We start from the raw sequence: 23,193 nt of genomic DNA on the forward strand, positions 1-23,193 counted from the left end.
GCCCTACCATCCTCCAAGATTCACATTTTCCCAAGGCAAACGTAAGGTTACACAGGTATAAGCGCCCTGTACACTGTCAATTGAAAGACCGCAGCCCTTGCCATAATGAAGCTGCAGGCGCTTATGCACGTTTTCGAGGCCGAGGCCGTTTTTGCTGGTCACAATTGGCGTATCTGAATCGCCGCTCAGCACAGCTTGCAGGCTAGCCAGCATCTTCGGATCAACACCCGCACCGTCATCGCGTATCTCAATTCGTAATAGGCTGTCATTCTCCACTTGTACGGTCATTTGTATGTGTACACTGCCGCCTAAAGGTGCCGCATGATGAACCGCATTTTCAACGATGGGCTGCATGCACATTTTAGGAATAGCATAGTGAAGCACCTCCTGCGGGAGATCCGCCGTCAATACAATGCTGCCGCCTTCCATAAAATTAATGAATTTGATATAGCTTTCGATGTTGGCGAGCTCCTCACTGAGGGCAACGGTGTCGCTTCGCCACTGCATGCTGTAGCGGAGTTGTGAGCCTAACGATACGAGCGCATCGGCGATTGCAGGCTGCTGCTGAACCTCCGCCAGCATCCGAATGGATTCCAGCGCGTTATACAAGAAGTGTGAATTAATCTGCGAATGGAGCGAGTGCAGCTGTGCGTTTTTGGCAATGAGCTGCTTATCCACCACCTGTGTCATCAGACGACTAATTTCGTCCAGCATTTTGTTGTAGCTGATGGCTACTTCATCGATTTCATCACCGGTCTCGTGTTCATCTAGGCCGATATTAATCTTCGCATCCAATTGCCCTTTTCGCACCTGACGCATAGAAGATAATACGCTGTCCAATCGGCGGAAAATGCGCCGGGTCGTATGCGAAACGAGCAGCATAATCAGCAGCAGCACACATAAAGCAATCACTACCACAAAGGCATACCAGCTGCGCGGACCCTTCATCAGTGCTTGATGGGAAGCAATATCCACAACATAAGCGTTCAGTGGAGCAATATAACGATAAAGCGCGTAGTAGGTTTGATCTCCTACTTGGACCTTCATGGGGCTATCCTGTTGAAGTACGTCCAGCTGCCGGTGAATGCTGCCAAGGATACTGTTCAGCCCCTCCCCAGCGGTTTGAGAAAATAGATGCTGCGGATTGTATATATTTTTTGAAGGGTTGGTTCCGTCCATGACAACCGAGAAGAAGTCCCCTCCTCTCTCCTCCAGCAGGTCGTTGAAAAATACGCTGTGCTCGGCACGAATTTCCATAATGGTAGGAAACTTGTTCTGTTGACCCTGAAGCCGTACCAATCGATAATAGGCTAGCGTATGCTCGCCATCCTTAAAAGCAAACAGGCGGTATGCTGCGCCGCCTTCATCTCGAAGGGTCTCCCAATAATCCTGCGGCCAAAACTTGTCATAATGATAGATTTCGGGCCAAATTTCGAACAGGTTAGGGTTATCGACATAAAAGCTGAGCTCACTGATCATCTCATGGCTTTCAATGATATTATGCATCTGCTCAAATTGATTTTGTTTAAATTTCACGAGGCGGAGGCCATCCCCGCGCATATTGGAGTGGATAAAATCCACGAATGCCTTTTGAGTCAACGCTGTCGAGGAAGCGTTTTCAAACATGTCCATTTTGCTGCGCAGCTGTTCGTTCAGCCGTGCGACATGGCTGCTGCCGGTGGCCATAGCGTCTTTGTATAACTGGGCTTCCTGTATACGGATAAATAAAAAGGACACCAAAATGGCAGGGATCGCAATGACTAGGCTAAAGGCTAGAAACAGCTTTTGGGATATGCGGGCATTGCGGTAAAGCTTTCTCATTTTGGTCAGCATATACTTCATTTAATGGCCCTCCCTACCTCCGTAATATACCATATATTACAAACCGGCTGGTAGGTAACAAGGCGTTACTTACAAATGTGTAAGTAAAGTCGGAAATACCGGCCGCCATTTCGGCAGCCGGCAGTAAATAGCGTATAGATGTAATTACTCCGCCATTTTTGCTTTTCGTACATCCAGCTCGGCTTGGCGATATTCCATCACCTTGTCGAAACCGTAACTCACGCGGCGGGCAAGAAAATTATCAAAGATTTTATCAAAAGCTGCTTCATCCTTAGCCGTAATCAGCTCAGGCAGCACTTCCTCCCAATTTTGAGAGATGCGTGACCAGGCTACCGCTACCTCAGAATCACCCAGTGGATCTAAGCCTTTGTAGATGCCGCTGTCAATATCGGCCTGCGCATTGGCGAAGTCCTCCATTTGCTTAATGACGGGAGCTTTCTCCGGTCTCCATTGGTTGATAATAACAGGGTTCCGCATCATCCAGTAGGTATCCATAATGCCGTATTCCTTTTCAAACTTTTCAATATCAGTTTCAAGCAATTTCACCATTTCAGCCTTCAGCTGCGGCTTGCCGCTCACCATTTCCCACGTCTCGCCTTCCTTGCCAAGGAATAAATCTCGTTGGCCTTCTTCGCTAGCTAGATACGTCAGGAAGCGGATAGCACGTTCAGGATTTTTAGTCGATTTACTAATCATTGTAACCATCCAGCCGTCCATGTTGCCAGGGAACAGCTTCGCATAATCACCCTTGCTGTTCTGCGGTCCATCTACTGCAATGTAGTTGGAATCCGGGTTCCCGCTAGCGGCCAGCATCGGATTGACAGCCGACATTCCCGTCCATTCGCGAATCATCATGAAGTAGCGGGCGTTGTTCGTTTTTTCCTCTACTTGCGTATCGGAGTCCACTAGGAAATCTACATTAATCAGTCCGCGCTCGTATGCTGTGCGGAAGGTTTTCAGCCAAGTGAGGTAATCTGGATCGGTAATGCGGTCGTAGACTTTGCCGTCTTTTTCATGCGGAACAGCGAGTAGATTTTGCAGGTATTCACTCATCCCATAAGGAACATTCCCCTGTGCAAAGAAGGGACTAATCGGTTGGCCTTTATACTCGGGATACTTATCCTTGAGCAGCTGCAGTGCATTTAGAAAGCCCTCCGGCGTGCTCAAATCTGGTTTGCCCATCTCCTCGTACAGATCTTTTCTCACCAAAAAGGTTTGATTGGCGGCTGTCATGCCTGTTTCATGCATGAGATTAGGGCTATAGGAGTCATTCGGAATGCCATACGTATTGCCATTTTCTTGACGATACCACTTCAGTGTGCCGTCTCCCGCCACCTTGAAGAAGTAGGGATCATACTGCTCTGCCAATTCATTTAAAGCATAAACATGGTCGCCTTCCCATAGTTTCTTGACAGCGTTTTCCCAAGAGCCCATAGAAATTAAGTCTGGCAGCTTGCCAGAGGTCATCATCAAGGTAATATGCTCATTCGCTTCACCAGAAGGAACTTCGAGCTTAATATTGACGCCTGTTTTTTCGGTTACGTACTTGGAAGTCAAGCTCTCTCCCCAGCTGTGGGCATACCAGGATGCGCCTACGAACCACGAGAGTTCGACTGGGCTGGTATCCAGCTGCCAAGCAGGCTGTTCGGGGCTCGGCGTTGATTCGCCTTGTGGCTGCTCGGTACTTTCCGCAGGGGTTGATGTCGGCTTATTTTCGTTATTCTCCGATTTGGTACATGCGGCCAAGCTTAATGTAAGTATTACGGCTAAAACAATTACCATGCTTAGCTTGATGAGGTTGTGCTTCATGATATGAACACCCTTTCTTTACTGTTTTTTTATAGGTCCCATACGCCTCGCTAACGATCGCTTAGAGAAACGCACAGCACTTACCCTTTAATCGCGCCAATCATTACGCCTTTGACCAGATAGCGCTGAATAAAGGGATAGAACACGAGAATTGGCAGCGTTGCCACCATCATCGATGCAAATTTGATGGAGTTGCCAGGCAGTCTTGCGCCGAATTGAGCCATGGCTTGCTGCTGCATGAAGGACATGGAGTTCTCCGCAATGATTTTGTACAGTATGGTTTGCATAGGCAGCTGATCCTGCGAGCGGATGTAGATCACACCCTGGTAATAATCATTCCAGTGATAGACGGCTGAGAAAAGCGATATGGTAGCCAGTACGGCCATGCTGTTAGGCAATACGATTCGAAACAGAACGCCATAATCAGAAGCACCATCTACCTTTGCGGATTCCTCTAAGCTGTCGGGAATGGTGCGGAAGAAGCTCATGAATATAACCATATTGAAAAAAGTGTACATAGCCGGGATGATGAATACCCAAAAGCTGTCGTAAAGGCCCAGCTTGGTCATCAGAATAAAGGAAGGGATTAAGCCGCCTGAAAACAACATCGTAATCAAGGCGATTTTGAGATAGATTTTGCGGCCGATTAAGTTGGATTTGCTCATTCCATAAGCTACAATGGCGGTAAATAACACATGTACCGCTGTTCCTATCACCGTGCGCAGCGTAGTAATGTAGAAGCCGTGCATTAGACTTTTATCATTGAATACAACACTGTAGCTGGCTAGTGAAAATTCCTCTGGAAACCAGTTTACGGTGCCCAGCATGGCTTGCTCCGGTGCATTAAGCGAATTTATAAATACAAACCACATCGGGTACAGCGTTATGAAGCAAACTGCCAGCATCAGCAGCGCATTGCACACCTCAAATACTCCAATTCGCCGCAATCTTCTGCGTCTTTCCATGTATCTGCCCTCTCTTTCTTAAAAAATGCTGTCGCCAGTTAATTTCTTGGATGTGTAATTGGCTAAAAATAATAGTCCTAACGCCACAATGGAGCGGACAAACAAGACGGCTGTTGAGAAGGAATGGCGCCCAGATACCAAGCCCATATTATAGATGTATAAATCCAGGCTTTCGGCCATCTTCATGTTCATGTTGTTCTTCAACATAAAGATCTGTTCAAAGTTGCTGCCTAGTATCCCGCTGACAGCGAGGATGAACAAAATTGCGATGGTAGGACGTATGCTCTGAATGGTAATATGCCACATCCGCTGCCAACGGTTGGCGCCATCGAGCTCCGCTGCCTCGTATAGCCCTGGATCAATGCCAGCGATTGCTGCGATATAAATGATGGCACTCCAGCCCGTTTCCTTCAGCGTATCGGAGAAATAGGTAATCCACCAAAAATATTTAGCGTCACTATTAAACAGAATTTCGCGATCCTGCAGTCCGAGCGCCATCATCAGTTGATTGATTACACCGCCCTCGCCCAGCCAATTGAGCATAATGCCGCCAAAAATGGTCCAGGCAATAAAGTGTGGCAGGTATGAAATGGTTTGTACTGTGCGCTTAAATCGAATCGTCCGTATTTCATTAAGCATCAGGGCGAAAAAGATGGGAATGGGAAAGCCTAGCAGCAGCTTGATGCTGCTCATCCCTAGAGTATTGCGGATCGAGCGCCAAAAACGATCATCCGTAATAAAATCTTGAAAGTGTTTCAGCCCTACAAAGGGTGATTGCAGCATGGGCTTGGCGATACTGAAGTCCATAAATGCAATAATCAGCCAAAACATTGGAATATAACAAAAGATGAACATCCATATAATTCCTGGTATTACCATGCTTTGCAATTGCCACTGCCTAAAAAAAGTTTTTATTTGTCCCGTCCTGTATTGAAACATGTTCTGCACCCCCTTCCTTTTCATCGTATGAAAATAGACCTAGGAAAAAAAGGCCATGATTTTTGACCCTATCCCATTTTTTTGGATTTGTTTGACTGGGCGTCAAAATTAAGTATGCTGTGAATAAATGAAGGGAGTGTGCATGGGATGGGCAAGCTTTTATGGGAGCAGGATTTTTTAAATAGAAACACCGATTTGAGCGCATGGAACATTCGCCTTGGCAACGATTTGCTTGATAACGATGGCAAACCAATAGATCCGGGCTGGGGCAATGGGGAACAGCAGTTTTATACCGAACATGCTAGCAATCTATATATCGATGAATTGGGGCTAAACCTATGCGCGCGACGTGAAGCCATTGAAAAAGACGGTCGGCAATTTGCGTACACCTCGGCCCGTATAGATACAAAAGACCACCTCTCCTTTTGCTATGGAAAGCTTATCGTTCGCGCAAAGCTGCCAGTGGGACAGGGGTTATGGCCTGCCATATGGCTGCTCCCGCAGCATCAGGCTTACGGTCCTTGGCCTGCCTCTGGCGAGATTGACATTATGGAAGCTAAAGGCCGCTTGCCGAGGCAAGTATCCGGAACGCTGCACTACGGGAAGGATTGGGACCATAAGGTTACCGATGAGTTCTCCTACCAGCTTGAACAGGGAACCATTAACGAATTCCGTGATTATTCATTGGAATGGGATGCTGGCTCCATAAGGTGGCTGGTAGATGGGCATTGCTTCGCCGAGCGCCCTATGGAGCCGGGCATTATGCCCTTTGACGAGCCTTTTTATTTGGTGCTTAACCTTGCTGTTGGGGGCTGGTATGACAATGTGGCGGTGGATGAAACAGCGCTGCCAGCGGTCATGACAGTTTCAAACATATGGTTATATCAAAGTTGAAAAAATAGCTGCTTGGGGTCGTTTTTGGGGGAAGAAGAGTAGACGGAGTTACAACTGTAAAGCCAAGAATAATAGGGCATACCCGTATTGGGGATGCCCTATTTTCACTATAGTCTGGATGGGGGGAACCTTATTGGCGTATACTTTGAACGGTTTGAATTCAGCAAAGACGCATTCTCATTCGTTTAAAGTGTCAGCCCACCATCGACCAGTACGATGGAGCCCGTCATGTAGCTGGAGCGATCGGAAGCAAGGAATGTGACGACCTCCGCCAGCTCGTCCGGCTTAGCATAGCGGCCCATACGCATATTTCCGACTTCCTCTGGCACATATCCACCGGACATGAAAGCCTGTTCTACGCTCTTCGTCAGAGCCGTTTCCACACCACCTGGACAAATGCCGTTGATACGGATACCKTTTTTCACATACTCGATTGCCGCACCTTTCGTCAGGCCGACAACCGCATGCTTGCTTGCGGAATAAGCGGATGCGCTGTGCTCACTTTTGACCCCAGCTGTCGAAGCGGTATTAATGATCGTTCCGCTTTCTTGCTCCTCCATTACCTTTAATACATATTTCATGCCGAGGAAGACGCCCCGGACATTAACGTTCATAATTCGGTCGAACTCGTTCTCATCAATATCCGCGAGCTTCGAGAACTTCTGTACAACGCCGGCATTGTTGAAGAAAATATCGATACGCCCGTAAGTATCGACGGCTGCTTTTACATAACGCTGAACATCCTCGCTTTTTGACACGTCGGCCGGTACGAAGATGGCTTCGCCGCCCTGTTCCTGAATCATTCGAACCGTCTCTTGACCGGATTCCTGATTAAAATCAACAGCGACAATCGTTGCGCCGTTGCTGGCCATTTTCAAGCTGCTTGCACGGCCGATGCCGCTCCCTGCTCCAGTAACGATAGCTATTTTATTTTCCAACATATGAGTTCATCCCTTTCGAGTGTAATAGCAAAGGATCTTTGCTTTCTTCATTGTAATGCGCTTTCATTTTTGAAAATTGTATTTTTCAACGATTTGTAGTACTTTCTTATCATCTACTTTTTTAACCTTAATCGTACCCAATGGAGGTTCGTATGAATAAGCTCTCTGAGCTGGTTGTTTTTGGCCAGCTTCTCTCTGATGTGATTGAAATCCCTGTATTTATCATTCATCCGGGTCGGACAATTGAAGCGGAGTTTGTAGACCGTTCGCTTCACTCTAATCCTTACTTTACATCCATTCGTGAACAGGTAGCCGGCTACGCTTATGCGCTTTATGCTGCAGAGCAGCCGGTTCATTTTACCCGATCACGTCTCCAATATTTTTTTGTGAATGCGATGGATGAGAACCAGCTTACTGGTACGCTTGTCGTTGGTCCGTACATGAATGAGAAGCCGCAAGAGGGTGAATGGAACGAGACCATAAGCTCCCTCCCCATTGATAACCGGAGGCATTTGCTGGAGTTGTACGAAGAGATTGCGCTGCTCTCCACGGAGCGCATAGCCGCATGTAGCCGAATGATTTATTATGTACTTCGCAGGCAGCTCGTTGATTCGTCGATCAGTCTTCTAGCGGATGCAATGTCGATGCAGGAACCGGTTGTGGAGAAGAAAGAGCCGGATGCTGAGCTGTCGCGAAGACGTCGCAGCGGTATGCTGCACGCCAACCTGTCGCATGAGCGTGTCATGCTGCATTATGTGCGTAGCGGAGAGCGGGAGAGAATAAGAACATTCGTCATGGAATCCATTATTGCCGAGGACGAGTTTGGCGTGCTGGCCAAGCGGAGCAGGATTCGAAGCGAGAAGAACCTGATGATTACGGGAATCGCCCTGATTTGCCGAGCTGCAATTGAAGGAGGAATGCACGAGGAGGATGCGTTTACGCTGAGTGATTTCTATATTCAGCAGCTGGAAGAGAAGGATACGCTGCAAGCAATAAGCGCCATCATGACCGAGGTGCTGTTCGACTTCGTTGACCGGGTCTCGGAGGTTCGCCGGGGTCACTACTCACCCGCAATACAGGATAGTCTTCACGAAATCGCTAACCATTTATACGGTGACATTACTCTTGAACGGCTAGCCGAGAGTGCGAATCTTAGCCCCAACTACTTGTCGAGCTTGTTCAAGAAGGAGGTTGGACTGACTATTTCCGAGTATGTCCAGCGTGAACGGATTGAGGAAGCGAAGAGGCTGCTCACACTGACCGATTACCCGATTACCGATATCGCAGCATGGCTGAACTTCAACGATCAAAGCTATTTCAACAAGGTATTTAAAAAGTGGAATGGAATGTCGCCGAAGGCATATCGGAAGAGCGAAAGGCGTCCGGCGCAAAAATATTCGGAATGAAGTGTAAAAAAACACTTACATCGGGGATAAATATTTTGTTATAATACCAAACAGACCAGTCGGTATGGTTTTGGGGGAGGTGTTTTAAATTGCATACAAAATCGCTAATCATTGAGAAGGCTACCGTCCTATTTCAGCAAAAGGGATACAAAAGTGTAGGTCTGAATGAACTTTTAAAAGTCTGCAACGTTACAAAAGGAGCGCTGTATCATCATTTTCCAAATGGTAAAGAAGAGCTGTTAATTGCTTGTTTGCAAGCTTTAAACGAAGCCATTACGACAGATATCGAAAATATTTTTAGAAGGTATCCATCAACCATAGAAGCCACACAAGGCATGATCGAAAAACTAATTCACAACTTAGAAACAGAAGGTACGATTACCGGTTATACATTTAGCAGTATTGTCAGTGAAATGGCCACAGTGAGTGAGCCTGTCCGCAAAGCATGCAGTGTGCTGTATGAAAATATTCAATATATTTACTATGTGAAACTTATAGCTGAAGGTTATTCTGATGAATCAGCTGCTGCTATTGCCTTGATGATGACTGCTACAATCGAAGGTGCTATGCTGCTTTGTTTAACGCAAAAATCATCAGCTCCCTTAAAAACGATCGCTAAAATGTTGCCAAATGTATTGAAGACCTTTAATACAGAAAATTAGTTATGTTGACTGTATCTGATCTGTATTTATCGAATGATTAAACAAAGAAATGTCTTTTGAAAGGAAGAAAAGAATGAACTTAGAAACAAGATTGCCGAGAAACGGAAAAGAGGGAGCATTGTATGGTGCAATTATTTGTACATTGACCGTTCTGTTTATGACGTCATTAAATATAATTTTAGCTTCCCGAGAATTTAATGGAGAAGTTGCCTTCATGATTCTTAAAACGTTACCAATCATGTGGATTATTGTCATGATTTTGGAACCTGTGTTTATTGGCCGTATCGCCGAAAAATTGGTTGATAAATTTACTGAACCTACGGACAGCTTTAATACCAAAATTATGTTCCGTATCTTATTTACTGTACTAGGAATGTCAGCTTGTATGACGCTTATTGGTCATATTGTAGGAAACGGTTTAAGTTCAGAAATTTTTAGCAACTTCTTAACCAACTGGCCAAGAAACTTCTTAATAGTACTAATTGCAGAGAGCTTAGTCATTCAACCCATTGCGCGATTAGCGATGGTAAAACTACATGCTGTCCAAGACAAAAAGGTGATGGAGTGTTGATGTGTTCGCAACCATATCGCATTTAAAGCAACAATACTGAAAACATAAATAAGCTCTCAGTCGAACGAATCAGTTCTACTGAGAGCTTATTTATGTTTTCGGAGAAGTTATTCCAGATCTACGAGCTGGTCCGTATTTTGATGCAAACGGAATAGCTGAGAAAGCTGCTTGGCGAGAAAAAGCGGCGTATAAGGCATATCATTGCGAAGCCAGCAGACAATTGTACCAATAAAGGCGGAGGAGCCGTACCAGATTGCAATATCTTTGGATACGATTACGGCCGGTTTAGATGAGTTGTTGTTTTGGTACTCTCTTCTGCTGGTGATAAGATCAACAATTAAATTCGAAAGCTTATCCGTGAAGATTGGTATGCGCTGCGAAGCGAGCAGAACCTTATAAAACTTAGAGTTCTCAGCAATATGCTCGAGCACTTTAAGCAGAATGGACCAATCCAAATCAGTAGAACGAGGCTGATTTCGAATGTCATGAAGAATAGTATGTATTTCATTAATCATGTCGTCTGATAATCTCTCAAGCATTTCCGGAATATCTCGGTAATGAAGATAGAAAGTAACACGATTGATGGTCGCGCGTTCCGCAATACGATTCACCGTTATTTTTTCTAGATCCGTCTCCTGCAGCAAATCTACAAAGGCATCTCGAATCAATTGACGCGTGCGAAGTACACGTGGATCCATTCGCGGTGATGTTGTTGACATAGGTACTCATTTCCTTTCCCTACAAATGATTTAAACGACAAGAATAGTTATTTATGTAGTTTATTCTCGGTATAGACGACAGAATCTAATGATCTGTAAACTAATAAACATTTTCAAAAAATCTGTAGTTTGTAAATTAGGCGCGATGTAATTATAATCTTTTACATTGAGTTTATTATACTACAAAGTGTTTATTAAATTCACGAACAATTTGAAGGGATTGAACATCATGAGTACAAGTTTAGCTTTTGACAGTAATTCAATTAAGAAAGGTCCCTTATTGTTTGTCATGATACTGGGTGCGTTCATCGCAGTTCTGAATCAGACGATAATGAGCGTTGCGCTGCCAGAGTTGATGATTGACTTTAGCATTGAGGCGTCAACAGCGCAGTGGCTGACAACCGGATACATGCTGGTTAACGGGGTACTTATTCCAATCACTGCATTCTTAATGCAGCGTTTTACGACCCGTGAGCTGTTTCAGTCTTCCATGATCATTTTTCTCGTTGGTACGATTGTTTCGGCAGTTGCGCCTAACTTCGACATTTTGCTAACTGGCCGCCTTATTCAAGCCGCTGGAGCGGGGATTATTATGCCGCTGTTAATGAATGTTATTCTGACCGTATTTCCTCCGGATAAGCGCGGAGCTGCTATGGGAATGGTTGGATTGTCTATTATTTTTGCTCCTGCAATTGGACCAGCAGTCGCTGGTTATATCATGGAGCATTATTCATGGCGTACGATGTTTTATGGAATGCTTCCAATTGTCGTCCTCATTATTGTAGTTGCTTATATTTTCCTGAAAAATGTAGCTGAACGAACCTATCCTAAAATTGATATTTTGAGTGTCGTTCTGTCAACAGTCGGATTTGGTACCGTTCTTTATGGCTTCAGCAGTGCTGGAAGCAAAGGCTGGTCAAGCGCAGAAGTGATTGCATCGCTTGTTACGGGTGTGGTTGCCTTGATTTTGTTTACATGGAGACAGCTGATTTCGAAGGATCCGCTTCTGGATCTAAGAGCTTTTAAATACAGCATGTTTTCCCTAACCACCATTATTAATATTGCTGTAACCATGGTCATGTATGCAGATATGATGCTGCTTCCACTCTATTTGCAAAGTGCACGTGGATACACCGCTTTGGAGTCAGGCTTGCTTATGCTCCCTGGCGCGCTTCTAATGGGACTAATGATGCCGATAACAGGAAAGCTATTCGACCGGTTTGGAGCAAAATGGCTGTCCATCATCGGTATGGCTATTACGATTATCACAACGATCGGCTTCGTTAATCTGACCGATTCGACTAGCTATACGTATTTAGTGCTGATGTCCACAGGTCGGCGCTTTGGTATGGCGATGTTCCTGATGCCAATCACTACGGCGGGTCTGAACCAACTGCCTGCAAGATTAAATGCGCACGGTACTGCGATATCCAACACCATCAAGCAGGTAGCTGGCGCAATAGGTACTTCTCTGCTTGTTACGGTTATGGCTAGCCGGACAAAGGCACATCTTCTAGATATCTCTGCAGCAGGCGACGCAGCTAATTTTTCGAAGGAGCATATTATGATGGAGGCTTCTATTCAAGGTATTAACGATGCGTATCTTGTCATCATTGGAATCGGAGTAGTAGGTCTGGTGCTTTCCTTCTTCATTAAGCGTGTAGGGCAAGCCGAGGAAGTAGAAGAAACTAAAATAGCTCTGAACCGAAAAACAGCTGTTGAGGCGTAAGGAATAACGGTAGTCAAGTTTCCTAAATGTTTGCTCATTACAAATTATTAAGAAGAGCCTCGTGACTACTCACGAGGCTCTTTTTTGGCTTGAAATCATCTAACTGGATTCGCGTAAGCATGCTGTTTTTAAATAAGCAGCAAAGCTCTTAATATTCATCCGGATATGCCGATTATTGCCTTCAAGCTTGCTCATCATAATGCCGCCCTGCATGATGGAAAGGGAGAAGGTAGCCAGCGCCTCTATATCAAGGTCTTCTTTGAACTCACCGCTTTGCACACCTTCGGATATAATTTTTCTTTTGGCTTCCAGCGTACCTTGCAATGCTTGCTGGGCTTTCTCGCGTAGGCCTGGATGACTGTCGTCGCTTTCGATAGCAGTGTTGAGGAGGGGGCAGCCCCCGATGAAGGGAGGCGCTTCAACGACTTTCTCGTATATATTTAAATATGCCAGCAGCTTGCCAGAGGCCGTTTCCTGCTGACTGATTGCATGAGCAAGCTGAGCCCCAACAATACGCCCGGCATAACTAAAGGCTTCATATGCAATCTCATCTTTACTGGAAAAATGACGATAAATGCCGCCTTTCTTAATGCCTGTCAACTCTGTTATATCAGATAAGGATGAGCCCGAATATCCCTTTTGGTTAAAAAGTTCAGCGGCTTTCGTTATGATGTAATGGCGTGTCTTTTCACCTTTCTCCATCGTCATCCCCCTCGTACGTAACTGTATTTGTACACGTAGTATATCAAACGAATTTGCACTCTTGCAAAACATAACATCTATGTTATCATAAAAGATACCGAACGGTATCTTTTATGAGCGGCAGGGGTGAAACGATAATGGGCACAACATGGTTTAAGGAATCCAGCTATGCATGGATTGGATTAGGGTCTCTTTGGATTATTGGATTTATTGGTGCATTGACCAGGTTCAGCATGTCTTTTTTTCAGGTGCAAATAGCAATGGATTTACAGATTAGCAGGGGATTTATTTCGATGGCATGGTCGACTAATTTATTAATTACAGCGATATGCGCTCCTTTGGGTGGCTGGCTTGTAGATCGTTACGGTGCAAAAAGGATATTGTTTATAAGTGCAGTCTTGAGTACCTTGGGTACTGGCGTTGTCGTGTTAGGGAACCAGCCTATCTTGTTTTTCATTGGATATGGTGTAATCTCTGGTTTAGCTGGTATTGGGCTGACGACAAGTTATATATTGATGTTTGAATGGTTTAGGCATCATCGTGCTAAAGCAATGGCACTGCTTGGGAGTGCTTCCTCTGTAGGATTAGCGATTATTACGCCAATTTTCGTATCCGCGGGATGGCTGACTTGGAAGGATGCCTTTATGGCTTCTTTTGCCCTAGGAATAGTTGTGACATTACCTGTTATTTGGCTTGGAATTAAGAGCTCTCAACAGCAAAATATAAATAAAGCTCAAACGGATCATCCAGTAGAGGTCGTAGAGCATGATATACCACTTAAAGTAACAACATCACCTAAGAAATTTGTCTATCTTCCTATCTTTGTCGTTGTCGCTATTGCGCTGTTTACCTGCGGTATTAATATGGGTTCCGTCGAAATGAACTTGGTAGCTATACATCAGTTGGCAGAAGTGTCACCAAGCATGCTCGCCTTATCCATGAGTATACTTGGCATTATGGAAATTACGGGGGCTCTCTTTTGCGGCTATTTTCTAGATCGATACAATAAATTAATGATGATGTCCATATTGTATGGCATACGTATTTTGGGTTTTATTTTCCTCTTCATGCACTTGGGAAGCTCACCCATTGTATTTGCAATTGCGTTTGGAATTACTTATTTAACCGCAGTACCCGGAGGAATCCTTGTCATTAATGAATTTGCAAAAGGGAAAGGAAAACATACGGGAGTCCTTCTTCTATTCCATCAGGGAGGCGGTATAGTGGGAGCATTAATCGGAGGCTTATCTTTCGATTATTTTGGGAGTTATCAGAACCTGATTGCCGTTGACATTCTAATCTGTATCCTCGTAACGCTGGGGTACTTCATATTATTTACGACCCATAAACGGAAGCTTCGAATCCCCAATAATAAGGTTGCAGCAAGCAAGGCGCTTTGAATTATTTTAAGGGCAGGTGCGCTTTAAAATTGGCTTTCTAGATGATATGCTGAACCGTAAAGCGGTACTGATGAAAGGATAACGAAATGAAAAGCATATTGTTTAAGTATATGACTAAATTCACGTCTCTTAGCGATGAGGAACAACAGGCTATCGTTGATGACATCCTTATCGAGGAATATAAAAAGGGAACAGTACTCCTTAGACAAGGAGATGTTCCCACAAAGTGTTATTTCGTGCTGAAGGGCATTGTCAGACAGCACTTAATAGATGAAGCGGGAAAAGAGGTTACATCGAATTTTTTCACAGAAGAGCAAGCCGTATCGATTTTTAATCGTCATCAGCAAAATAAGCCGTCCGCGTACACCTTAACTTGCCTTGAAGATTGTATATTGGTGGTTGGGGAGCTCGATGATGAAAAAGGCATGTTCAATAAACACTTACAACTCGAATCAATGGTACGCATAATGGTAGAAGAAAATCTGGGTGAGGTGCAAGATGAGTTGACATCATTCATTGCTTCTGCACCTGAAGAACGCTACAAAGCGCTATTACGAAAAAGGCCTCATCTCGTCGATCGTGTACCCCAACATCAATTGGCAAGCTATCTTGGCATAACGCCAGAGTCATTAAGCAGAATCAAGAAACGGGTCAACACCAGCGATAGTTAAGGAAGCTATTTTTCACTTTTGGGAAGTTTTCCTCCTCTGAGCAGCAGCCAAACTCCAAAGCCTAGCTCTCCTGCAATCATTGGCGCCATAAATACGACATTAAGTACATCAATTACCCCATCGTATTGTGAAAGAAACGTTTTGCTAAGGTGAACGACGATATAGCCTATTGAAGCAAGCAGCAATAAAATGCTGATCACTTTAGGAATACGGTTTGATTTTAAAGCCACATAGCCCACAATGAACAAATGCCCGCCAAAAACGATCAAACCAATAGACCAAATCGATTGGAATGCCTCAAGAAATAGCATCATAAGTGACTGCGTTTGTTCGATGTTGAATGAGACCGACTGGTCTGTATTTTTCGAGAGCAGAAATACAAGAATCAAGTTTAAAATGGCAATACCGAGTATTGTCGTATAGGTAAGACGGAGCCATGCACCTAGCAAGGAAAGGCTTTTATTCAATGGCTCTAGGAACACATAAAAAGCCCAGGTGACTAGAATGTCAGAAATCATAATGATGACCCAGCCAAAGATTTCGCCTTTGAAAAGGTTATTTGATGCTACGATGTTGTTGAATGTGGTGCTGGCATCGCCTTCCACAATAAGGCTCCCATGGGCAAAGCCATAGGAAAAAAATGAGGCAAGAGTCATGATGATGAGTGAAATGCCAGCCGTTAGTGCAGCAGTTCGCTGATTTGATTTTTCTTGTACGGTGATAGTCATAAGAAAGCCTCCTATAGATCCTGTATTGTTTTCATTTTAACTAGGAGGAATATGACCGGTCATTGACTTAAATCAAGGAAGAGGGATTTATAAATTCATGAATACGCCTCAAACCTATAATCAATCGGTGGATTACTGGAAGCAATATCAGAAGTTTTTTCCTGAAGAAATGCAGATAAATGAAAACGGATTGCCAAAAGAAGAATGGATGACTTGGAACAATGTTCATATTCATCTGGATCGAATGCTTGCTCCGGATGCAAAATTAAAAATTATTTTCATCCATGGCGCTGGCGGGAATGGCAGGTTGTTGGCCCCATATGCACGAATATTGCAAACATATGGTTATGAAGTGGTATCTCCGGATCTGCCGCCGTATGGCTTAAGCTATGCAAAATCGGTAAAACAATTAGATTATCAGCTTTGGATTAACATCCTTACTGCATTGATTGATGAAGAATTGAAGCGGGACGGTAAACCGATTATCTTGCTGGGTACTAGTATAGGAGGCATGTTAGCTTATCACACCGCTGTACAGAGTAGGCAAGTGAAAGGATTAATTGCAACAACATTTGTTGATACGAGTGATTCCAGCGTTCGTGATCAATTAGCTCCTAACAAACTCATTAGCCGGTTGGGGAAATTTTCGTTGGACAGTTTTCCTAAGCTGTTTGATTCCTTACATATCTCTGTTAATCGTGTATCTCGTATGAAATTAATTACGAACAATGTCGAATTGACCAAGCTTATTATGAATGATGCTCATGCCGCAGGAACGAAGATCCCTTTACGCTTATTAAGAACTTTCTTAAATATGAAACCGGCAATAAAACCTGAGCATTTTGATGTTTGTCCGGTTTTGCTCGTCCATCCTCAATTGGATCCTATGACTCCGTATAGCTTCAGCAAACCATTTTTTGAAAAAATAAAAAGTAAAAAGGAATATGTAGCTTTAGAAGGGGCAGGCCATTTTCCAATTGAACAACCGGGGCTAGAGCAGATGAATGCTGCGGTGCTTTCTTTTTTGAAAACAATAGAGAACGAATAGTAAGTAGAACATCTATTCATATCGACTTAAAAAAGCCCTTTTGCGTAAAGCAAAAGGGCTGATATACGTTCATATGCTGTACGATTCTATCGCGATGGCGTTTGTCCCTATTTTTCTTGCATGGTTAATAACTTCGATGGAGTCTTCGATAATGCTCCGTATATTGGTAACATTTTTGGAATTTGCGACTAATCCACCGATATAGCAGCCCATGTTTTTGTTGCAGCCAATACTTGAAAAATCAAAGTTTATCATATCATCAATAATAGCTTGGGCAGTTTTTTGGATTTCTTCCTTTCCGGCTTTGGCAAATACAACGAATTCATCGCCATGAGCACGGCCAATGGCTGCCTGACTTAAAAAAGCTTTGATATTAGATTCAATGATTTGAAAACAAGCGACAATGACACGATCACCAACATCAAAGCCAAAATCATCATTGACCTGCTTGAAGTGGCTGATGTCAAATCGAAAAACGGCAATATCATCATTTTCTGCGCATAATTCCGTGATACTAGCAGCTGTTTCCAGAAACATTTCCATATTGGGAATGTTCTTTTTGATTTCATGGACGCTCGTTTGTTCGATTTTTAGCAAATGAACTTGTTTATCCATATTAAACCCTTCCTTCTCCAATATTAAGATGAGTCGATCAATTGCGATTTTCTTCTGTATTTGCTCATTTAAAGCAGAGGTAATCTCAATGCGCTTGCGTATCAACTGGTTAATAATTTTTGAGGTTTCGGTAGGTGCGATTAAAGCTTCCTTGATCTCATGCAGAGAGAATCCAAGATTTTTAAGTATGATGATCCAATTTAAATAATGAGCTTGCTCAGGGTCATAGCAGCGATAGCCAGTGAAAGGGTCGATTTTTGATGGTTTTAGAAGCCCTACCTCATCGTAATGTCGAAGCATTTTCGCGGTAACCTTATTTAATTGTGCGAATTCGCTGATTCTCATTTGGAACATCCTTTCATAGAGTACTCCGGCCGGAATAACTTATCATAAACATAAACCTTACCCTAGCAGGAAAGTCAATATTTACTTATAAAAGGACGTTATTCTGCCGAGGAAGGCACTAATATACAACCACACAAGTGCAAATTTACGATACCAAATTGTACCCTTGCACGATAATTATTAATTTGATAATATTTAGACATCAAATAGTTAGACGTCTAAATATAATGCAATCATATTACTTTATCGTGAGTGTCTCTAAGGAAGGGGTTTACGAATAATGGGAAGAATGAACGAGAAAGTGGCGCTTATCACTGGAGGAGCTTCAGGCATAGGCTTGTCCGCAGCTAACTTGATGGCAAAAGAGGGAGCAAAAGTAGTCATTGCCGACTTTAATGCTGAGGGGGCCAAAGAAGCTGCCGAAAATATTAAAATCCAAGGCGACGAAGCCGTAAGCGTATTTCTTGATGCCGGGGACGAAGTGTCCATTAAGGAAGCAGTTGAATTTACGGTACAACAATATGGTAAAATCACGAGCCTGTTCAACAATGTCGGCTCGACAAACCTGAAGAAGGATATAGATGTTGTTAACGTTGATCTGGATGAGTGGGATCGGCTTATGAATGTTAATTTAAAGAGTGTCTTACTCGGCTGCAGATTCGCTATCCCTCATATGATCCATGCTGGTGGAGGCTCGATTATCAATACAGCTTCTATGGCGGGTTTTCATGGAGATCAAGTTCGGGTTGCATACGGAGCTTCGAAGGCAGGCGTTATAAATCTTACCAAATATATCGCTACCCAATATGGGAAGAATAACATTCGTTGTAATGCAGTAGCACCTGGATTGATTTTGACGCCAGCTGCTAAAAATAATATGCCCTCGGAGGTATTGGATATCTTCGCTAAATATAACGCACTGCCTTATCACGGAGAACCGGATGATATTGGACATACCGTCCTGTTCCTGGCTTCAGATGAATCCAGATTTATTACGGGACAGACGATTCAGGTTGAGGGAGGGCATTATATTGCAAACCCATCCGTCCCTGATTTCGAGCAATATATGAAACTGGCACAGCATCCATGACAGCTGAAGATTGCGACTGAAGCGGCCAGCCAAAATATGCTGACATGAATTATAGAAATTCGCTATGCGGTTTTAATGATAGGAACAAATAGCAGATCAATCAAATTACGTTAGGAGAATGCGATATGGGGAAATTGGACAATAAAGTAGCAATTATTACTGGCGGGGCATCGGGTATAGGCGAACACATGGTTAATCTGTTTGCACAAGAAGGAGCTATCGTTATTGCCGCAGACATTAATGAGGCAGCTCTTGAATTGGCAAGTCAAAAACAGAATGTTTACGGTATGAAATTAAATGTTGCCTCTGATGATGATTGGCAGGCGCTGGCAAAGGATGTTCATGATCGTTTTGGTAAAATTGATATTCTCGTCAACAACGCAGGCATTTCTTCTGAAAAACCATACGAGCAAATCAATATCGAGGATTGGCAGAAAATGCTCTCCATTAATGGGTTTGGCCCATTTGCCGGGATGAAGCATGTCACTCCCTATATGGCAGCCCAAAAGAAAGGCTCCATCGTTAATATTTCTTCGTACACGGCTTTGATCGGCCAAGGCTTTAATCACTATTCAGCCTCTAAGGGTGCAGTTCGCGCGATCTCTAAAGCGGCGGCTACAGCTTTTGGGCGTCAAGGCATCCGGGTAAACGCACTATTTCCGGGGATCATTGAAACACCAATGACACAAGCTTTAAGCACTTCAAAGGACCTGTTAGACCGCTTAATCCAGGCCACACCTCTACAGCGTTTAGGCCAACCTGACGATATTGCTCAAGCAGCGTTGTTCTTAGCTTCTGATGATTCTTCGTATATTACAGGATCTGAGTTAGTAATTGATGGTGGATACTCAGCTCAATAATGTGTAATATGATGACAGCCCTTAATTTTAATTAAGGGCTGTCATTTATGTGCACCAAGGAGGTCTTTATGGAAGAGCAAACCATCTTCAATCTCATACATAACATGGATAAATTCACCAATAAAATGATTATTCAGTGGAACAAGTCATTCAATGAGGACTTAGGTGTTTCTCATGTGCTTGTGCTCGGCCATCTTAAACAAAACGGAAAGAGCAGGCCATCGGACATTGCAAAAATATTAGGGCTTACCCCGCCTACGCTTAGTTATTTATCGGAAAAACTTGTCGCCAAGAAATTAGTCGTCAGATTAATGGATGAGTCTGATCGTCGAATTATTTATTTGGGCATTACCGACAAAGGTGCAGATATTCTTAAAAGAGCACAGCTGGAGGGGCAACGGCTGCGTACAAATCTATTAGACAAATTGACTGAGCAGGAGCGGGAGCAGCTAGCCAACCTGTATAGTAAGCTGAATAAAGAGGACTAGATTTTCTGTATACGCAAGATTGTGGTTGCGGTGAATAGTACTGGTGTTTGTTAAAAAGAGGATAGGTAAAGCTTTGTAGCTACCTATTATTTAAAATATGCCTAAGACTGTCCAAAGGACGGTCTTAGGCATGTTCTTGTTTATGCTTATTTCTTTAATTGTAGCAAATTGATAATGATAGTTACTGCTTCGGCTCTTGTTGCCGTATCGTTGGGCACAAATAGGTTGCCGCTGCGTCCGCTTATGATTCCCAATTCCTTCACTGCGGCTACTGAACCTTTTGCCCATGCTGGAATTTGGCTATCATCAGCAAAATTTGTCACTGTAGCAGCTGTTGTATCTGCTTTAGCAGCTCTAGCCATCATAACCGCTAATTCTGACCGAGATATGCTCGCTGCTGGACGGAAGCTGCCGTCTTCATAGCCATTTACAATCTTCGCTTCGGATGCTTGCGCAATGGCCTTCTGAGCCCATTCTGCAATAGGATCTGTGAAGCTCAGTTTTGTATCATTGTCGGCAGGTTTTAGCGCATTCATCAGCATAACTGCAAATTCAGCGCGTGTTACTGTAGCATTTGGTTTAAACGTTCCGTCGCTATAACCTTTGACGATCCCTTTGCTTACCGCTTGTTTAATCTGAGCTTCCGCCCAATGTCCTGTAGTATCACTAAAGTTGGACGAGTCTGATACTGGCAATCCCGTTGCTTGGTCTACAACGAGTACAGCATACTTCGTAAAGTGATCAACCTCTACAGCAATATGGCTGCCGTTAATTTTGCCGCCATTAACCTTCACCCATTCCTTCTTCACTTCATCAAAGTAGAAGATTGCGACCGTTTGATTACTGTTCAGTTTGGCTGAATCGAATGCAAACGTCAAAGTAACGGGTTTATTGAAGTTTTCAGGGAAGTTTTTTAGAACCTCATAGATCGAGCTCGCGAGAATCTCATGTTTGCTAAGCAGATTTTGAGAATTTAATACTTTCTCAATTGTTAATTTTAGCTCCTTGTTACTAGCACTGGCTGGAATGGTTATAATGAGCTCATTGTCCAATCTAACCTCGCCGGCTCTTCCAATAGGAAGCGTTAGGCTCCCATTCGTGGAGATGACTGGTTCGGAGCTGTTGCTTGAACCACCGCCGTTATTTCCATTGTCTACTGTACCATTGTCTTGAGCAGCTCTTGTTATCGTTGCTGTATATTTAGTTCCAGTGCCGTCCTGAGCAATGACGAATAGTTCAATCCGATTGCTGCCTACATTAAGGGGAAGCTCACTGCTTGTTTCTCCATTTGCTAAGCTAATCGGACCTGCTACAAGTACATTGGCACTATTGTATACACTTGCTGTCACAGTGCCATACGTTGAATCACTGACCGTAGCTGATATGGTAATGTTGGACAAAGAGTTAGGCACATTGCCCGTATAGGCGTATACATTTTCGCTTACCGTTTGATCTAATGTCACATTGCTTAAGGTTAATGTTTTCAAGCTTGCACTAGAGCTCAATGTTCTAAAATCAACCTCATTACCATAGCTTACTCCAATTTCATTTATCACATATGCACGTGCATAATAGATTGTAGCGGATTGAAGTCCTGTGAGATGAACAGAAAAGGCTTCTGTCCCATCTAATTCAGCTGCGGATTTTCCATCTATTACAGTAGGATTCGGATGAGTGGAGTATACGATTCCCCGTTCGGCAACCTCGCCGCCACCATCTGAAGTTACTGTTCCTCCTGCGACAGCCGACATAGAGTTGATTTGACTTACCTCTAGGTCCGTTTCAACAGTTGCAGGCTGAATAGAGGAAGCTACAAAACGGTAAGTATTGGAGTAAGTTGTATAACCATCGTCATTCATAGCTTCAACTTTCCAATAATAGGTTGTTCCTTCTTTTAACTCTATTTCGAATTCCTTCATATCTAAGTTGTTTTCTGCGATATGTTCAATACTCCACCCAGAATTAAATTCAGGATCATTACCTAAAATGAATTCATACGAAACGGCATTGGCAGCAGTCTCCCACTGGAAAGTTGGAGATAGGGAAGCGAATGTACCATCTGCTGGACCTATGAGGTGGGTATAACCCGGAAACAGTTCATTATTCAATAAAATCGGCTCATACTGAGCATGACGAATCATTGTATAGCTGCCTTGATCATCCGGAATAAATTGAATGGCTTGCTTCTCAGTCAGGCTCTTCTCTCTCAGAGAATACGTTACATAGTCGCCAATGTCACTTTCTTGTATTCCGATTAAGGCACTTGAACCAAATGATTTATTAGCTAAACTGATTCTGATTTCTTTATCGTCTGAATTGGTGGCCATAAGATTAGGGTATTGCAGTTGAATAACATTAGTAGATTCATATAAGATGACTTGGAAGGTTCCGAAGGGGTTCATATTAGAGTTGCAACAAAAGCGCATATTCGTATATTGTAATACAAATTTCCGATTTGGTGCTTCTCCAATCGTTTTGTAGAGGACTGTACCATCCAGCTCTAGCGAAAGATCAGCCAAAAAAGCTGTAATATAATGATTGGGACTCTCCAAAGGCAGTTCTTCTAAGCTTTCAGGTGTTCCGAAATCATTGGTAGGATTGTTGAACATGAGGAGGCCGTTGGTATTAGCATAAACCTGTTCATTTTTTGTCCCGTAGAAATCAAACGAAAATCCAATAGGAATAGCTCCGGACACACCATCATCCCAATCATCAAAGTCTATCTTGGTTGCATCCTCATAAATGGACTCAATAGGTTGATTCACAGGT

At 43.6% G+C, this 23,193-nt stretch carries 21 protein-coding genes; 11 read left to right on the plus strand and 10 right to left on the minus strand.

The window, feature by feature from the left end:
- Window positions 1-3: 3 nt before the first annotated feature.
- The 4 genes from AB4Z50_RS09315 to AB4Z50_RS09330 form a co-directional block, all read right to left on the minus strand.
- Window positions 4-1,842: a sensor histidine kinase gene (locus AB4Z50_RS09315; RefSeq protein WP_441878197.1), complete on the minus strand. Its 1,839-nt coding sequence runs from the start codon at window positions 1,840-1,842 to the stop codon at window positions 4-6.
- A 144-nt stretch (window positions 1,843-1,986) separates the two neighbouring features.
- A complete protein-coding gene (locus AB4Z50_RS09320) occupies window positions 1,987-3,651 on the minus strand; it encodes an extracellular solute-binding protein (RefSeq protein ID WP_441878199.1) in 1,665 nt (554 codons plus the stop codon).
- Window positions 3,652-3,731: 80 nt separating this feature from the next.
- Window positions 3,732-4,616, minus strand: a complete 885-nt coding sequence (locus AB4Z50_RS09325; RefSeq protein WP_441878201.1) for a carbohydrate ABC transporter permease — start codon at window positions 4,614-4,616, stop codon at window positions 3,732-3,734.
- An 18-nt stretch (window positions 4,617-4,634) separates the two neighbouring features.
- Window positions 4,635-5,555 carry an ABC transporter permease gene (locus AB4Z50_RS09330; RefSeq protein ID WP_141500841.1) on the minus strand — a complete coding sequence of 307 codons (921 nt, stop codon included), beginning with the start codon at window positions 5,553-5,555 and terminating at the stop codon, window positions 4,635-4,637.
- Between the two features lie 147 nt (window positions 5,556-5,702).
- On the opposite strand from AB4Z50_RS09330, the gene AB4Z50_RS09335 reads away from it, so the two are divergent.
- On the plus strand, window positions 5,703-6,449 hold the full coding sequence (locus AB4Z50_RS09335) for a glycoside hydrolase family 16 protein (protein WP_441878203.1): 747 nt from the start codon (window positions 5,703-5,705) through the stop codon (window positions 6,447-6,449).
- A gap of 185 nt (window positions 6,450-6,634) precedes the next feature.
- Here AB4Z50_RS09335 and AB4Z50_RS09340 read toward each other — a convergent pair whose 3' ends face one another.
- Window positions 6,635-7,390 (minus strand): SDR family NAD(P)-dependent oxidoreductase, encoded by a 756-nt coding sequence (locus tag AB4Z50_RS09340; RefSeq protein WP_441878205.1) that lies wholly within the window; start codon window positions 7,388-7,390, stop codon window positions 6,635-6,637.
- 152 nt (window positions 7,391-7,542) lie between these two features.
- Here AB4Z50_RS09340 and AB4Z50_RS09345 point away from each other — a divergent pair, with 152 nt between their 5' ends.
- The 3 genes from AB4Z50_RS09345 to AB4Z50_RS09355 all read left to right on the plus strand — a co-directional run bounded on the left by AB4Z50_RS09345 (window position 7,543) and on the right by AB4Z50_RS09355 (window position 10,029).
- Complete coding sequence (locus tag AB4Z50_RS09345) at window positions 7,543-8,796, plus strand: helix-turn-helix domain-containing protein (RefSeq protein WP_441878207.1); 1,254 nt, start codon at window positions 7,543-7,545, stop codon at window positions 8,794-8,796.
- Between the two features lie 89 nt (window positions 8,797-8,885).
- Window positions 8,886-9,458, plus strand: a complete 573-nt coding sequence (locus tag AB4Z50_RS09350; protein WP_441878209.1) for a TetR/AcrR family transcriptional regulator — start codon at window positions 8,886-8,888, stop codon at window positions 9,456-9,458.
- A gap of 73 nt (window positions 9,459-9,531) precedes the next feature.
- On the plus strand, window positions 9,532-10,029 hold the full coding sequence (locus AB4Z50_RS09355) for a DUF2798 domain-containing protein (protein ID WP_441878211.1): 498 nt from the start codon (window positions 9,532-9,534) through the stop codon (window positions 10,027-10,029).
- A 107-nt stretch (window positions 10,030-10,136) separates the two neighbouring features.
- Here the strand turns inward: AB4Z50_RS09355 and AB4Z50_RS09360 are convergent, their stop codons facing one another.
- The gene (locus AB4Z50_RS09360) at window positions 10,137-10,748 is read right to left on the minus strand and encodes a TetR/AcrR family transcriptional regulator (protein WP_441878213.1); all 612 of its coding nucleotides are present in this window, start codon (window positions 10,746-10,748) and stop codon (window positions 10,137-10,139) included.
- A gap of 229 nt (window positions 10,749-10,977) precedes the next feature.
- On the opposite strand from AB4Z50_RS09360, the gene AB4Z50_RS09365 reads away from it, so the two are divergent.
- Entirely contained in the window at window positions 10,978-12,477 is a 1,500-nt protein-coding gene (locus AB4Z50_RS09365) for a DHA2 family efflux MFS transporter permease subunit (protein ID WP_441878215.1), read from the plus strand.
- 99 nt (window positions 12,478-12,576) lie between these two features.
- Here AB4Z50_RS09365 and AB4Z50_RS09370 read toward each other — a convergent pair whose 3' ends face one another.
- Window positions 12,577-13,179, minus strand: a complete 603-nt coding sequence (locus tag AB4Z50_RS09370) for a TetR/AcrR family transcriptional regulator (protein WP_441878217.1) — start codon at window positions 13,177-13,179, stop codon at window positions 12,577-12,579.
- A gap of 137 nt (window positions 13,180-13,316) precedes the next feature.
- Between AB4Z50_RS09370 and AB4Z50_RS09375 the strand changes: the two genes are divergently transcribed.
- A complete protein-coding gene (locus AB4Z50_RS09375) occupies window positions 13,317-14,579 on the plus strand; it encodes an MFS transporter (RefSeq protein ID WP_441878219.1) in 1,263 nt (420 codons plus the stop codon).
- Between the two features lie 86 nt (window positions 14,580-14,665).
- Window positions 14,666-15,250, plus strand: coding sequence for a Crp/Fnr family transcriptional regulator (locus AB4Z50_RS09380; protein ID WP_441878222.1), 585 nt, complete (start codon window positions 14,666-14,668; stop codon window positions 15,248-15,250).
- A gap of 5 nt (window positions 15,251-15,255) precedes the next feature.
- Here the strand turns inward: AB4Z50_RS09380 and AB4Z50_RS09385 are convergent, their stop codons facing one another.
- Window positions 15,256-15,978, minus strand: coding sequence for a DUF4386 domain-containing protein (locus AB4Z50_RS09385; RefSeq protein ID WP_441878224.1), 723 nt, complete (start codon window positions 15,976-15,978; stop codon window positions 15,256-15,258).
- Between the two features lie 190 nt (window positions 15,979-16,168).
- On the opposite strand from AB4Z50_RS09385, the gene AB4Z50_RS09390 reads away from it, so the two are divergent.
- The gene (locus AB4Z50_RS09390; RefSeq protein WP_441878226.1) at window positions 16,169-17,026 is read left to right on the plus strand and encodes an alpha/beta fold hydrolase; all 858 of its coding nucleotides are present in this window, start codon (window positions 16,169-16,171) and stop codon (window positions 17,024-17,026) included.
- Window positions 17,027-17,095: 69 nt separating this feature from the next.
- On the opposite strand, the gene AB4Z50_RS09395 is transcribed toward AB4Z50_RS09390, so the two are convergent.
- Entirely contained in the window at window positions 17,096-17,986 is an 891-nt protein-coding gene (locus AB4Z50_RS09395) for a diguanylate cyclase domain-containing protein (RefSeq protein ID WP_441878228.1), read from the minus strand.
- 280 nt (window positions 17,987-18,266) lie between these two features.
- On the opposite strand from AB4Z50_RS09395, the gene AB4Z50_RS09400 reads away from it, so the two are divergent.
- The 3 genes from AB4Z50_RS09400 to AB4Z50_RS09410 all read left to right on the plus strand — a co-directional run bounded on the left by AB4Z50_RS09400 (window position 18,267) and on the right by AB4Z50_RS09410 (window position 20,424).
- Complete coding sequence (locus AB4Z50_RS09400) at window positions 18,267-19,076, plus strand: SDR family NAD(P)-dependent oxidoreductase (RefSeq protein WP_441878230.1); 810 nt, start codon at window positions 18,267-18,269, stop codon at window positions 19,074-19,076.
- A gap of 125 nt (window positions 19,077-19,201) precedes the next feature.
- Window positions 19,202-19,936: an SDR family NAD(P)-dependent oxidoreductase gene (locus AB4Z50_RS09405; RefSeq protein ID WP_441878232.1), complete on the plus strand. Its 735-nt coding sequence runs from the start codon at window positions 19,202-19,204 to the stop codon at window positions 19,934-19,936.
- 68 nt (window positions 19,937-20,004) lie between these two features.
- Window positions 20,005-20,424 (plus strand): MarR family winged helix-turn-helix transcriptional regulator, encoded by a 420-nt coding sequence (locus tag AB4Z50_RS09410; protein ID WP_339205714.1) that lies wholly within the window; start codon window positions 20,005-20,007, stop codon window positions 20,422-20,424.
- Between the two features lie 146 nt (window positions 20,425-20,570).
- Here AB4Z50_RS09410 and AB4Z50_RS09415 read toward each other — a convergent pair whose 3' ends face one another.
- Window positions 20,571-23,189: an S-layer homology domain-containing protein gene (locus AB4Z50_RS09415; protein ID WP_441878235.1), complete on the minus strand. Its 2,619-nt coding sequence runs from the start codon at window positions 23,187-23,189 to the stop codon at window positions 20,571-20,573.
- Between the last annotated feature and the right edge of the window lie 4 nt (window positions 23,190-23,193).

It is taken from the genome of Paenibacillus sp. 2TAB26, from assembly GCF_052115145.1.
Lineage (GTDB): Bacteria > Bacillota > Bacilli > Paenibacillales > Paenibacillaceae > Pristimantibacillus.

What these genes read in the sequence shown, in the direction of transcription:
- AB4Z50_RS09375 (WP_441878219.1), top strand. Translation starts at nt 13,317, where the DNA reads ATGGGCACAACATGGTTTAAGGAATCCAGCTATGCATGGATTGGATTA.
- AB4Z50_RS09335 (WP_441878203.1), top strand. Translation starts at nt 5,703, where the DNA reads ATGGGCAAGCTTTTATGGGAGCAGGATTTTTTAAATAGAAACACCGAT.
- AB4Z50_RS09370 (WP_441878217.1), bottom strand. Translation starts at nt 13,179, where the DNA reads ATGGAGAAAGGTGAAAAGACACGCCATTACATCATAACGAAAGCCGCT.
- AB4Z50_RS09385 (WP_441878224.1), bottom strand. Translation starts at nt 15,978, where the DNA reads ATGACTATCACCGTACAAGAAAAATCAAATCAGCGAACTGCTGCACTA.
- AB4Z50_RS09355 (WP_441878211.1), top strand. Translation starts at nt 9,532, where the DNA reads ATGAACTTAGAAACAAGATTGCCGAGAAACGGAAAAGAGGGAGCATTG.
- AB4Z50_RS09400 (WP_441878230.1), top strand. Translation starts at nt 18,267, where the DNA reads ATGGGAAGAATGAACGAGAAAGTGGCGCTTATCACTGGAGGAGCTTCA.
- AB4Z50_RS09315 (WP_441878197.1), bottom strand. Translation starts at nt 1,842, where the DNA reads ATGAAGTATATGCTGACCAAAATGAGAAAGCTTTACCGCAATGCCCGC.
- AB4Z50_RS09320 (WP_441878199.1), bottom strand. Translation starts at nt 3,651, where the DNA reads ATGAAGCACAACCTCATCAAGCTAAGCATGGTAATTGTTTTAGCCGTA.
- AB4Z50_RS09410 (WP_339205714.1), top strand. Translation starts at nt 20,005, where the DNA reads ATGGAAGAGCAAACCATCTTCAATCTCATACATAACATGGATAAATTC.
- AB4Z50_RS09405 (WP_441878232.1), top strand. Translation starts at nt 19,202, where the DNA reads ATGGGGAAATTGGACAATAAAGTAGCAATTATTACTGGCGGGGCATCG.
- AB4Z50_RS09345 (WP_441878207.1), top strand. Translation starts at nt 7,543, where the DNA reads ATGAATAAGCTCTCTGAGCTGGTTGTTTTTGGCCAGCTTCTCTCTGAT.
- AB4Z50_RS09365 (WP_441878215.1), top strand. Translation starts at nt 10,978, where the DNA reads ATGAGTACAAGTTTAGCTTTTGACAGTAATTCAATTAAGAAAGGTCCC.
- AB4Z50_RS09330 (WP_141500841.1), bottom strand. Translation starts at nt 5,555, where the DNA reads ATGTTTCAATACAGGACGGGACAAATAAAAACTTTTTTTAGGCAGTGG.
- AB4Z50_RS09380 (WP_441878222.1), top strand. Translation starts at nt 14,666, where the DNA reads ATGAAAAGCATATTGTTTAAGTATATGACTAAATTCACGTCTCTTAGC.
- AB4Z50_RS09360 (WP_441878213.1), bottom strand. Translation starts at nt 10,748, where the DNA reads ATGTCAACAACATCACCGCGAATGGATCCACGTGTACTTCGCACGCGT.
- AB4Z50_RS09325 (WP_441878201.1), bottom strand. Translation starts at nt 4,616, where the DNA reads ATGGAAAGACGCAGAAGATTGCGGCGAATTGGAGTATTTGAGGTGTGC.
- AB4Z50_RS09395 (WP_441878228.1), bottom strand. Translation starts at nt 17,986, where the DNA reads ATGAGAATCAGCGAATTCGCACAATTAAATAAGGTTACCGCGAAAATG.